Annotated in this window: 13 protein-coding genes; 3 read left to right on the top strand and 10 right to left on the bottom strand. The window is 32.2% G+C overall.

Annotation, left to right across the window (positions count from 1 at the left end; translation table 11 throughout):
- Window positions 1-16 precede the first annotated feature (16 nt).
- From BSF42_RS17485 to pyrR, 6 genes are all read right to left on the bottom strand, one after another.
- Window positions 17-520 (bottom strand): CAP domain-containing protein, encoded by a 504-nt coding sequence (locus tag BSF42_RS17485; protein WP_172426718.1) that lies wholly within the window; start codon window positions 518-520, stop codon window positions 17-19.
- 173 nt (window positions 521-693) lie between these two features.
- The gene (gene pdxH, locus BSF42_RS17480; RefSeq protein ID WP_095954383.1) at window positions 694-1,338 is read right to left on the bottom strand and encodes a pyridoxamine 5'-phosphate oxidase; all 645 of its coding nucleotides are present in this window, start codon (window positions 1,336-1,338) and stop codon (window positions 694-696) included.
- Window positions 1,339-1,426: 88 nt separating this feature from the next.
- Window positions 1,427-2,332 carry a ribonuclease Z gene (locus BSF42_RS17475; RefSeq protein WP_095954382.1) on the bottom strand — a complete coding sequence of 302 codons (906 nt, stop codon included), beginning with the start codon at window positions 2,330-2,332 and terminating at the stop codon, window positions 1,427-1,429.
- A 119-nt stretch (window positions 2,333-2,451) separates the two neighbouring features.
- Window positions 2,452-2,784 (bottom strand): ribonuclease Z, encoded by a 333-nt coding sequence (locus BSF42_RS17470; protein ID WP_095954381.1) that lies wholly within the window; start codon window positions 2,782-2,784, stop codon window positions 2,452-2,454.
- Window positions 2,785-3,038: 254 nt separating this feature from the next.
- Entirely contained in the window at window positions 3,039-3,965 is a 927-nt protein-coding gene (locus BSF42_RS17465; protein ID WP_095954380.1) for an aspartate carbamoyltransferase catalytic subunit, read from the bottom strand.
- 188 nt (window positions 3,966-4,153) lie between these two features.
- A complete protein-coding gene (gene pyrR / locus BSF42_RS17460) occupies window positions 4,154-4,693 on the bottom strand; it encodes a bifunctional pyr operon transcriptional regulator/uracil phosphoribosyltransferase PyrR (RefSeq protein WP_095954379.1) in 540 nt (179 codons plus the stop codon).
- Window positions 4,694-4,881: 188 nt separating this feature from the next.
- On the opposite strand from pyrR, the gene BSF42_RS17455 reads away from it, so the two are divergent.
- Window positions 4,882-5,799, top strand: a complete 918-nt coding sequence (locus tag BSF42_RS17455) for a hypothetical protein (RefSeq protein ID WP_095954378.1) — start codon at window positions 4,882-4,884, stop codon at window positions 5,797-5,799.
- Between the two features lie 260 nt (window positions 5,800-6,059).
- Window positions 6,060-6,233, top strand: coding sequence for a hypothetical protein (locus BSF42_RS22525; RefSeq protein WP_172426717.1), 174 nt, complete (start codon window positions 6,060-6,062; stop codon window positions 6,231-6,233).
- Between the two features lie 148 nt (window positions 6,234-6,381).
- On the opposite strand, the gene BSF42_RS17450 is transcribed toward BSF42_RS22525, so the two are convergent.
- Window positions 6,382-8,001 carry an ABC-F family ATP-binding cassette domain-containing protein gene (locus BSF42_RS17450; RefSeq protein WP_095954377.1) on the bottom strand — a complete coding sequence of 540 codons (1,620 nt, stop codon included), beginning with the start codon at window positions 7,999-8,001 and terminating at the stop codon, window positions 6,382-6,384.
- Window positions 8,002-8,153: 152 nt separating this feature from the next.
- Here BSF42_RS17450 and BSF42_RS17445 point away from each other — a divergent pair, with 152 nt between their 5' ends.
- Window positions 8,154-9,146, top strand: coding sequence for a virulence RhuM family protein (locus tag BSF42_RS17445; RefSeq protein ID WP_095954376.1), 993 nt, complete (start codon window positions 8,154-8,156; stop codon window positions 9,144-9,146).
- Between the two features lie 9 nt (window positions 9,147-9,155).
- On the opposite strand, the gene BSF42_RS17440 is transcribed toward BSF42_RS17445, so the two are convergent.
- The 3 genes from BSF42_RS17440 to BSF42_RS17430 all read right to left on the bottom strand — a co-directional run bounded on the left by BSF42_RS17440 (window position 9,156) and on the right by BSF42_RS17430 (window position 11,261).
- Window positions 9,156-9,929, bottom strand: coding sequence for a TlpA disulfide reductase family protein (locus tag BSF42_RS17440; protein WP_095954375.1), 774 nt, complete (start codon window positions 9,927-9,929; stop codon window positions 9,156-9,158).
- 152 nt (window positions 9,930-10,081) lie between these two features.
- Window positions 10,082-10,561 carry a hypothetical protein gene (locus BSF42_RS17435; protein WP_095954374.1) on the bottom strand — a complete coding sequence of 160 codons (480 nt, stop codon included), beginning with the start codon at window positions 10,559-10,561 and terminating at the stop codon, window positions 10,082-10,084.
- Window position 10,562: 1 nt separating this feature from the next.
- Complete coding sequence (locus tag BSF42_RS17430; RefSeq protein ID WP_095954373.1) at window positions 10,563-11,261, bottom strand: DUF3592 domain-containing protein; 699 nt, start codon at window positions 11,259-11,261, stop codon at window positions 10,563-10,565.
- Window positions 11,262-11,299 lie beyond the last annotated feature (38 nt).

Genomic DNA, 11,299 nt, shown 5'->3' with positions numbered 1-11,299 from the left:
CCTGTTCAATATTCGATTAAATTCTAACAAAAATGTTAGTGTAATATTTTTTACCTGTAGCTGCGTCTGTAGTCACAGATAATCCGAAGTGCGTATAATCGCCTTCGATATTCTCTTTGTGGCCTGGACTCTCCAGCCAGGCTCTCAAAGCCGCTTCAGGAGTTTTATAGTTGTAGGCAACGTTCTCAGCAACTTTTACGGCTCCTAAAACATTTGTAATATTTTTGGCTCTTTCGACAAAGTCACTATGATTTACAACATTATTTTCAATCATATATTTATTATGTTCTTCACATTTAAAAGATATATGATTAATTCTTTCCAAAGTGTTTAAACCAATACTCACACGGTATTCGTTTATCAACTTCATTGTTTCTATTTCTGTATCGTTGTAAGTATAATTGGCCGCAAGTGGTTCTATCGGAGTATTATTCGCGCTTCCTTCAGCAGTATCAGCAGAACATGCGTTCATTGCGAATAGAATCGCAATGAACAACATGATGCGCATAATCTTTTTCATAATCAACAGCATTTTAGCAGTTTAAAGTAGATGTTGGGGCAAATCCTTTAAATTTATTTTTGAATAATTTTGTCTGATTTTCTACACCAAACATATTCAATTTACCGTTAAACTACAAAATAAATCGATGAACTACATCTGATTTTTATTTTTAAATATAAAAACCTTACAAATCAAGAAGATAATCTGTCGATCGTCCACGTAAAATCAGATTGACTCGTATAACGTATTCTGTCATGCAGCCTGTTAGCCCTTCCCTGCCAAAATTCTACTTGTAATGGCGTTACCAAATAACCGCCCCAATTTTCAGGTCTAGGAATTGATTTTCCTTCAAATTCTGATTCTAGCTTTCTTAAATTTTCTTCTAAGAAAGTTCTGGACGGAATCACTTCACTTTGATTTGAAACAATTGCGCCGAGTTTACTTCCTTCTGGTCTTGAATCAAAATAATTATCAGAAATAATTTCAGAGGTTTTCTGGGCAATTCCTTTTATAATAACCTGACGTTCCATTTCCTGCCAGAAAAATGACAAACAGACATTTGGGTTTGCTTCTATCGCTTTTCCTTTTTCAGAATTATAATTGGTATAAAATATAAAACCTTCTTCAGAAAATTTCTTCAACAAAACGACACGTGATTTTGGAAAACCGTCCAATCCAATTGTCGAAACGGTCATGGCATTAACTTCTCCGCTTCCGTCGAAATCTTCCACTTCATGAAACCATCTGTTAAAAAGATTAATCGGATCTTCTGGAATATTGTCTTCGAGTAATTCGCTTTTCTCGTAAGACTTTCTATAATTGCTTAAATCGTTCATGATTTTTTATTTTAGATTTTAGTCCCGAAGCCTCGGGATAGATTTTAGATTAAAAACCTTAGAAACTTTGTCCTAGTAACTCAGAATCTTAGAATTCAAAACTCAATCCATCATCACCCAAAAGCACATTGGGAAAGATAGTTTCAGCTTCTTCTTTAAAACGCTCAATTCCGTCGTAACGTGTAGAATAATGACCTAAAATTAATTGTTTTACATTGGCTTTCAAAGCAATATTTGCCGCTTCTTTTGCAGTTGAATGCAGTGTTTTAAATGCCAAAGGAGCTTCTGATTCTAAAAAAGTAGATTCATGGTACAAAATATCGGTATTTTGAATAATCGGAATTATTGCTTCATTGTAAACAGTATCCGAACAAAAAGCATAACTCATAGCCGGCACTGGATCAAAAGATAATTTTTCGTTTTCGATTACAGTTCCGTCATCAAGCGTCACATTACCGCCATTTTTTATTTTCTGGTAATATGCTGTATGAATATTGTATTGCTGAACAGCTTCCACATTTAGTTTTCGTTCTCCAGGTTTTTCTTGAAATAAATAACCGTTTGTATACACACGATGTTTAAGCGGAATCGTTTTTACAATCACGCGATTATCTTCAAAAATAACTTCACTTTCTTTCGACCCTAATTCATGGAAAAACAAATTATAAGTCGTCCAGGATTCTGTCAATTTTAATTGAAGAAGAATCAGTTCTTTAATTCCTTTTGGACCGTAAATATGTAAATCGGTTGTTCTTCCTAAAAGCGAAAAAGTCGAAATCGTTCCAATTAATCCATATAAATGATCTCCATGAAGATGCGAAATAAAGATGTGATTAATTTTTGAAAACTTAATTTTATTCTTTCGAAGCTGCACCTGAGTTCCTTCACCGCAATCAATTAAAAACAATCTGTTCTTAATCTCTAAAACCTGCGAAGTTGGATTAGTAAGTGTTCTGGGAGTTGCGGCATAACAGCCAAGTATAGTCAACTTCATTTTAGATTGTTGATTTTAGATTTTAGATTGATTAAAAAATTTTAGAATTGATAAAAGCATTTTTAGATTCAGTGCTAATCTAAAATCTATCCCGAGGCTTCGGGACTAAAATCTGAAATCTAAAATCCTAAGTCTCTTTCGATTTCTTCCATTTCGATAATATCGTGTGCTTCTAAAAGAGAAGGTACAACGACTAATTTATCAGTAACAGCATTAAAATCAAGATCAGAAGCTACAATTACGAATGATTTTTTTCCTTTTTTCTGAGTTTTAGAAAGCGGTAAAAAAAGCTTCAAATCATCTTCTGAGATTTTAGAATCTGATGATAAATCGATTATAATATTGTGTTTTTCAAAGGTTTTAATCTGCTGCGTCACTTTTTCAAGGAAAGAATTTACATCTCCCTGCGTGTCTTTAATAGTAACGGTATGTCCTTTTTGATCTACTTTCATTTTTTAAATTTGTGGGGCTTATATAAAAATTGATTTTCTACTAGCTAAGGTACGAAGTTTTTTTTTAGAGTTTTCAGTCTCGGTCTCCGTTTTCAGTTTTTAAACAAGTGTCACACTGAGCGAAGTCGAAGTGCTTTTTAAAATCGAAACGTACTCTGTAAAAATGGTCTTCGACTTCGCTCAGCCTGAAAAATATAATAGGTATTTAGCGCTGAAGACTGCGACTGTAAACTGATCACTGATCACTACAATATTTACTGAATCTTAGACGCCAGCAAATAAATAACCGCCATTCTAATCGCTACACCATTTTCAACCTGATTTAAGATTACAGAATGATCAGAGTCGGCAACTTCAGAAGTAATCTCTACCCCTCTGTTGATTGGTCCTGGGTGCATGATTACTATTTCTTTACCAAGAGAATCCAAAAGCGGTTTATCGACTCCGTATTGCTGTGCATATTCGCGTGTTGATGGGAAGAAATTCACATCCATACGTTCGTTTTGTACACGAAGCATATTGGCAACGTCGCACCATTCTAAAGCTTTACGTAAATTAGGTTCAACTGTAACACCAAGAGATTCAATATATCTCGGAATAAGCGTTTTTGGGCCGCATACTTTTACTTCTGCTCCCTGCATTTGCAAAGCATAAATGTTCGAAAGTGCTACACGCGAGTGTAAAATATCGCCAACAATCACTACTTTTTTTCCGGCAACATCTCCTAATTTTTCTCTAATAGAATAACTGTCCAATAAAGCCTGTGTAGGATGTTCGTGCGCTCCGTCTCCGGCATTTACGATACTGGCTTTGACATTTTTAGATAAAAAATAAGCCGCTCCGGGATTGGAGTGGCGCATTACAACCATATCAACTTTCATCGAAAGGATATTATTTACAGTATCAATCAGGGTTTCTCCTTTTTTAACAGATGATTGAGCTGCAGAAAAACTGATGACATCAGCAGATAAACGTTTCTGCGCTAATTCAAACGAAAGTTTGGTTCTGGTACTGTTTTCAAAGAAAATATTGGCAATTGTAATATCTCGTAATGAAGGAACTTTTTTAATCGGTCGGTTAATGACTTCTTTAAAATGATCTGCCGTTTCAAAAATCAGGTTAATATCATTCTCGGTGATATATTTTATTCCTAATAAATGATTTACGCTTAATTCTTTCATTTTTATTGTTTATTTGTTTATTTTACTGTTTAATCGTTTTTTGCTGTTTAACCGTTTATTTGTTTTATCGTTTAATCGTCCTTTTTTGGCCGTTAAATCAATAAACAATTTCACGCTTCAACTATTTTTTAATTGAGTAATCGAAATCAATCGATTAAACAATTAACCGATTAAACGATTAACCAAACTTAATTAGTCACTAAGTGAACAACATCTTCACCATCATTTTCTTTCCAGCTCACTTTTACTTTTTCGCCATTAATAGCATCTACCTGACGGCCTCTATAATCGGGCTGAATTGGTAAATTACGGCTGAAACGTCTGTCGATTAACACTAATAATTCAATTTCTGAAGGTCTTCCAAAAGATTGAATTGCGGTCAGTGCTGAACGAATACTGCGTCCCGTAAACAAAACATCATCGATAAAAATGACTTTCTTGTCTTCTACTATAAAATTGATTTGCGTTTTATTGGCTTCAAGCGGTTTATCAGTACGGCGAAAATCATCTCTAAAAAAAGTGATGTCCAAGTATCCTAAAGAAATTTCAGGAACCTTGTATTCGTCTTCTAATATTTGTTTTAAACGTTCAGCTAAATAAACACCTCTTGGCTGAATTCCCACCAAAATAGTATCGGAGAAATCAAGATGTTTTTCGATTAACTGACAAGCCAAACGATGGAGTATGATAGTAACTTCTTTCGAATTAAGTAATACTTTTTGGCTCATAAGTAATTGTAATGTTTGGTTTGCAAATATACGAAATCAGAATTTATTTGTAAGGGTGTTGGGTGGGGAAATATTTTAAACTTAAATTTTCCAGCTTAAAAAGAAAAACAAGTAAAAAATAATAAAAAATAAGAATTAAGCTATAAATTTGTATTGTCTTTTTTATTCAATAATCAAAATCAAAAAAATTGCGTATATACATTACAAAACTAAAACATATACTACCACCATTCATAACAATCTCATTATCAACCATAATTGGTCTTTTAACAATTCGCTGGGTATTTACAATTGAATTTGAAATCATTGATATTAAAGAAAAAATATGGAATTTTTGGTTACCTGTCTTATTACCTTGGATTCCAATTTTAATATGGCTTCGTCCTAGATTTAAAATTCTAATCTTAAAAAATGACCATCTCCAATTCTTTTTTCAATCTTTGTCAGCCATCACAATTACAGCATGCCTCATAAATTCACAAGAATATTTAACTACAGCAACAGGTACGTTACAAAAACTATCAACAGTAACAGATATTGAAAAAAAAAGAAAAAGTCGTTATTATAAATTAACTAATTTTTCCGTTGCAACTAATTATGGAGGTTCTTATACAGCATTCAGTAGAAGCGGAAGAAGCAACGATTTAAATTTTGACATTTATTTTGTAGTTCCAATTTTTGACAGAAAGCCAACAAATATTAATGGTTTGCCAAGATATTGGTACGGCGTAAACTTTCATGAGCGCACAAGAGGCAGTAGAAGTGATTACGGAAATGAAAAATTATATCGTGAGTTTTATAATTACTGTCTCGATAGAATGAAAGAATATGATTTTTATTCTTTAGATCATTTCAAAAGAACACCAACATCCGACGAAAAACAAAATTTTATAAAAGCAATTGAGGCTAGAACCAACAAAAATTCTGAAAACTATGTAATCCTAGAACCAATAAAAGAAAACTACGAAAAAAGAAATGGAAATAAATTTCAATGGATTTTTGGTTCTTTTGGTATAGGTTTTTCTATTCTTTTGTTTACATTAATTTGGCCAAAATATAGTGCAGCAGAAATGAGAAATTTTAAGAATAGTAAGAAACCACAATAAAAATCATTATTCTAGGAAACATAACTTATAAAACAACAAAATGTCAAATCAGAAATTAATCAAAATCCAAAAACTAAAATAAAGAATTAAAGAAAGGTGAAATATCAGGATTTTTAAATGAATTTGATCATAAGACCTTTGTTAAGTATTTAAATGAAAAATATATAAAATCTAAATCCTAAAACATTTCTCCAAAATTCTATAACACATTTCCATTATTCTTGAAGTAATTTTATTCTTGAATTTAAAAACTCAACATCATGCAAAATAAAATTACACGTTTGTTAATGGTATTCGTAATACTATTTTCATTTACAAGCTGCGAACTAGTAGGAGACATTTTTAAAGCCGGAATGGGATTCGGAATTTTTATCGTAATCTTTATTGTTGCGATTATTATCTGGATTTTTGCAAAAATGTTCGGCCGTAAATAGTAGTTAATAAAAAATTAAAAAATCCCAAACTCCAAAATTTAAATTGGAGTTTGGGATTTTTTTTATGGATCTGGAACTTTGTCAAATATTGTAAATTGGAATTTGGAATTTCAATTATTGGAATTTACAATTTATTGGAATTTAAAAATTAAAGATTGTACATCTTTTTTCTTTGTTCTTGAATTTTTTCATCATCAAGATATTCGTCAAATGTCATGTAACGGTCGATTACTCCGTTTGGTGTTAATTCTACGATTCTGTTACCAACAGTCTGTGCAAACTCGTGGTCATGTGTTGTAAAAATTATAGAACCTTTAAAGTTTTTTAATGAGTTGTTGAAAGCTGTAATAGACTCCAAATCTAAGTGATTTGTTGGTTCGTCCAGCATTAAAACGTTAGCACGTTCCATCATCATTCTAGAAAGCATACAACGCACTTTTTCTCCTCCAGATAAAACTCTAGACGTTTTTAAAGCTTCTTCTCCAGAGAAAATCATTTTCCCTAAGAAACCTCTAATAAACACCTCATCACGCTCTTCTTCTGTTTTAGCATATTGGCGTAACCAGTCTACTAATGTCAAATCGTTTTCGAAGAAATCGTGGTTTTCAGCTGGCAAATACGCTTGGTTTGTTGTAATTCCCCAGTCGAATGTTCCAGCATCTGCTTTTTGTTCACCGTTTAAGATTTCGTAGAAAGCTGTTGTTGCACGTGAATCTTTAGAGAAAAGAACGATTTTGTCGCCTTTTGCCATATTCAAATGAACATCTTTAAAAAGAACTTCTCCATCTACAGAAGCAGATAAATGCTCCACATTTAAAATCTGGTCTCCAGCTTCACGATCCTGATCAAAAATAATCGCAGGGTAACGACGGCTTGATGGTTTAATTTCTGAAATATTTAATTTCGAAATCATTTTTTTACGAGAAGTTGCTTGCTTCGATTTTGCCACGTTTGCACTAAAACGACGAATAAATTCTTCCAACTCTTGTTTCTTCTCTTCTGCTTTTTTGTTTTGCTGCGCACGTTGTTTTGCCGCTAATTGGCTAGACTCGTACCAGAAAGTATAGTTTCCTGAATAGTGATTGATTTTTCCGAAATCAATATCAGAAATATGTGTACAAACCGCATCTAAAAAGTGACGGTCGTGAGATACAACAATTACAGTATTTTCGTAGTTTGCCAAGAAGTTTTCTAACCAAGCGATTGTCTCAAAATCCAAATCGTTGGTAGGCTCATCCATGATTAATACGTCTGGGTTTCCAAAAAGAGCCTGCGCCAAAAGCACACGAACTTTCATTTTTCCTTCCATATCGCTCATCAATGTATAATGATGCTCTTCGTTAATTCCTAAGTTAGATAACATTGATGCTGCGTCAGAGTCAGCGTTCCATCCGTTCATTTCTTCAAATTGAACCTGAAGCTCACCTATTCTGTCTGCATTCGCATCATTATAATCTAAATAAAGTTCATCCATTTCTTTTTTAACAGCATACAGAACTTTATTTCCCATTAAAACGGTTTCCAAAACAGTATGCTCGTCGAACATGTTGTGATTTTGGTTTAAAACCGACATACGTTTTCCCGGCTCTAAATGAATGTGCCCAGAAGTTGGGTCCATATCACCTGAAATGATTTTTAGAAATGTTGATTTTCCAGCACCATTGGCTCCAATAACGCCGTAAATATTTCCGTGAGTGAATGTGGTATTTACTTCGTCAAACAAAATTCGTTTGCCAAATTGAACTGATAAATTATTGACTGTTAACATGAATGTCTTTTTAATTAATTTGGTGCAAAAGTACGGAAAAAGGTTCTAAGTTGCAAAGATGCAAAGGGACTAAGTTTTTTAAATTTTAACAATATAAAATCTCACAAAAACAACATTTAGTTTATCTTCACTTTTTTATTTTAGTCAAAATTATGCAGGCGCCTATCTTACTATATCAAACCTCTGAAGCTGACATCAATATTGAAGTTACTTTTTTAGATGAAAATTTTTGGCTTTCTCAAAAAGCAATGGCTGAATTGTTTAATGTAGACAAAAGAACTATAAATGAGCACATTCAAAACATTTTCAATTCATCTGAATTGGAAAGAAATTCAACTCACCGGAAAATCCGGATAGTTCAAACTGAGGGAAAAAGAGAAGTAAGCAGAGAAATTGATTTTTACAATCTTGATGCCATCATAGCAGTTGGTTACAGAGTAAATTCTAAGCAAGCTACTCAATTTAGAATTTGGGCAACCAAAACTCTTAAAGAATTCATCATAAAAGGTTTTGTTCTAAATGATGAAATGCTAAAAAACGGAAGAGTCTTTGGCAAAGATTATTTTGAACAATTACTGGAGAGAATTCGCGAAATTCGTTCTTCTGAAAGACGCTTTTATCAAAAGATAACAGACATTTATGCTCTTTCAGCAAATTATGAAAAGGACAGTACAGAAACCAAAGCATTTTTCGCGACTGTACAAAATAAACTTCATTGGGCAATAACCGGAAAAACCGCTGCTGAAATTATTTACAGTGAAGCAGACGCTGCTAAAATTTACATGGGACTTTCAACTTGGAAAGATGCTCCTGATGGAAAGATTCAGAAAAGCGACGTAAGTGTTGCTAAAAATTATCTAAACGATAATCATCTTCAAGAGCTTAACCGAATTGTTTCTGCATATTTAGATTTGGCTGAAAATTATGCAAAACGACAAATTATAATGCAAATGGAAGATTGGTCGGTTTTTCTAAACAATTTTCTACAACTTTCGAGTTATCCTATATTAAAGGACAAAGGAAAAGTATCATTTTTAGAAGCAAAAATCAAAGCCGAAATGGAGTTTAATAAATATCGAATTATTCAGGACAGGGAATATCTATCTGATTTTGACAAGGAAATACTAAAATTAAAAAAAGAATAGTATCTCTTTTTACAATTTGCTTTCTTTCGCCAGCGCTGCTTCTAAACTTTCAAAATTAGGAAGCACTTTAGAAATAATCCCTTCTTTATTCAAAATAAAATGGGTTGGAAATGAATTCAACTGCAAAGCTTCATTCATGTAAATTTTCATATCTGGAATTACAGCATACGACAGTGGTTTTCTAGCCAAAAATGTTTTTAATTCTTCTGGTGAATCTTCTGCCAGACTTATAAAAACAATATCTTTTCGGTCTTTGTATTCTTCAGTTAATTTATTTACCTGCGGAAATTCTTTTATACAAGGCGTACAATGAATGTACCAACATTTAATAACGATAATTTTTCCTTTCATGGATTCGTTTGAAACCAAATTTCCTTCTAAATCTTTAAATGAAAATCTAGGAAAAACGGTACCTTCCATTTTGTAGTTTTTATAAGCATCAAAACCTATTTGATTAATGGTTGCTTTTATACTGGTATCTGTTTTTGGCTGAATTTTAAATAACTTATAATAGTATACGGAGTTCTCCGATTTTAGCCGAACTGGAATAAAATTTTCATTTGCTAACGCATTCAAAAAAGCTTCTTTTGAAATTTCTTTTGAAGTCAAATCAAGAGCAATAAAATCCCTTGAAAGCATTATATTTTTGTTTTGATAAACCGACCACTCAGTAAAGTTTTTCTGAATTAGAATTGGATCAACTTCTGGATTTCCAACTTTATTTTGGGCTATACCTAAAGAGAAAACGAAAAGAAGTGTGATTAAGCTGATGAATTTCTGCATGGATTCTGAAACAATAATTGAGTTGCAAAAGTATTTTAAATTTATCGACTAATATATCTTCTAGTTTCGATTGTTAATAATATTAAATTTCAAAGGATGGTTATCTTCCTCCGTAGAAATTAAAAAAAGACAATTCTAAATCTCAGAAAAGATCACTCACAAATCATAATTGCGCATAATTCTTTATCTGAATTTAAGTAATTGATACAGTTTTTATCCAAAAAATCTTTATTGTTGGCCGGCGAAAGATTATTAAACTTTCTATAATTATTAATCTGCTCTAAATAAGAATTAATAATTTTCAAATCCAAATCTTTAATCTGCTTTTTATCAAAATGATGTAAGCCTATAACATAATAATCTGTACCATTTTGTTTTGGCTCCTGGGAGAATATTTTTGGTATTAGAATTTTAACCTTTTCAAAAGAATCATAATTAATTACTATGATTTGAAATGGTCTCATACCAAACTCGGAATTAACATACTGATAAATCGCATAATCCTGTCTATCACTATTAGTTAAATAAAAAGTCGATTCGCCCTTTATTATCGGTTCAGACTGAGCAGATATAGAACAGTATATAAATAAGAAAACTACAATTGTAATATTTTTATTTTTTAGTCGTACCATCTTAATTTTTTAAAATTGGCAAAAATGAAGTATCCATCGTATAGTTCTTAGGATTTTGTGGATCTATAAATACTTTTAATGTGTCTGTTTTCACAAAATCAGTCGGATCAAACCAGATATTTTCACTTTTAAAAACATATAATTCGTTAGTTTGTGGATCCTGCCATTGGCTGTAAATCTGAAAAGGATTTCTACCGTTAGCACTCAAACTAGAATTTAGCTCTACATGAGTAAATTTTGTTGAAATTAGCTTACCGCTGCCACGCAAATTTGCCGCCTTTTTCTTTTTCAGATAACCAAACAAAATACTTAAAGAACCAATTAAAAAGAACACAATTCCTATTCCTCCCAAAATTAGTGGACCAATCCAAAGTGAACTAAAAGTATTAATATTTGCCTCTTTCGGATCTGCTGGATTATATAAAACTTCCACCGTTTCATTCACACTATAACTTGGCGGATTACTGCTAATTGAGGAACTAAACGTGATTTCTTGTCCCGATTTTGTTTTAAAAGAAATAACTGGACTGTATGTTGTAGAATTGTCAGATCTTTTAGCAACCATTTCTATAACAGTTCCTTGAACACTTACTGCTTTTTCTAAAAAAGCACTTTTATTTTGATAAAGAAAAAAAGCACCCGTCAATAAAGCGGCGCCAATAATAAGAAATACATATTTAATAATAGAAAATATTCTCATGATCTTGGTTTGATTTTTATGTGGTAAAAATAGCGTTA

The sequence above is a fragment of the Flavobacterium sp. ACN6 genome, from assembly GCF_002304005.1.
In the GTDB taxonomy this organism is placed as follows: domain Bacteria; phylum Bacteroidota; class Bacteroidia; order Flavobacteriales; family Flavobacteriaceae; genus Flavobacterium.
This window is presented reverse-complemented; position numbering and strand designations above follow the sequence as displayed.

Bases quoted from the DNA above. Each gene is read 5' to 3' on its own strand.
- BSF42_RS17440 (WP_095954375.1), bottom strand. From the start codon at position 9,929: ATGCAGAAATTCATCAGCTTAATCACACTTCTTTTCGTTTTCTCTTTA.
- BSF42_RS17470 (WP_095954381.1), bottom strand. From the start codon at position 2,784: ATGAAAGTAGATCAAAAAGGACATACCGTTACTATTAAAGACACGCAG.
- BSF42_RS17445 (WP_095954376.1), top strand. From the start codon at position 8,154: ATGCAGGCGCCTATCTTACTATATCAAACCTCTGAAGCTGACATCAAT.
- pyrR (WP_095954379.1), bottom strand. From the start codon at position 4,693: ATGAGCCAAAAAGTATTACTTAATTCGAAAGAAGTTACTATCATACTC.
- BSF42_RS22525 (WP_172426717.1), top strand. From the start codon at position 6,060: ATGCAAAATAAAATTACACGTTTGTTAATGGTATTCGTAATACTATTT.
- BSF42_RS17435 (WP_095954374.1), bottom strand. From the start codon at position 10,561: ATGGTACGACTAAAAAATAAAAATATTACAATTGTAGTTTTCTTATTT.
- BSF42_RS17465 (WP_095954380.1), bottom strand. From the start codon at position 3,965: ATGAAAGAATTAAGCGTAAATCATTTATTAGGAATAAAATATATCACC.
- BSF42_RS17430 (WP_095954373.1), bottom strand. From the start codon at position 11,261: ATGAGAATATTTTCTATTATTAAATATGTATTTCTTATTATTGGCGCC.
- BSF42_RS17485 (WP_172426718.1), bottom strand. From the start codon at position 520: ATGAAAAAGATTATGCGCATCATGTTGTTCATTGCGATTCTATTCGCA.
- pdxH (WP_095954383.1), bottom strand. From the start codon at position 1,338: ATGAACGATTTAAGCAATTATAGAAAGTCTTACGAGAAAAGCGAATTA.
- BSF42_RS17450 (WP_095954377.1), bottom strand. From the start codon at position 8,001: ATGTTAACAGTCAATAATTTATCAGTTCAATTTGGCAAACGAATTTTG.
- BSF42_RS17475 (WP_095954382.1), bottom strand. From the start codon at position 2,332: ATGAAGTTGACTATACTTGGCTGTTATGCCGCAACTCCCAGAACACTT.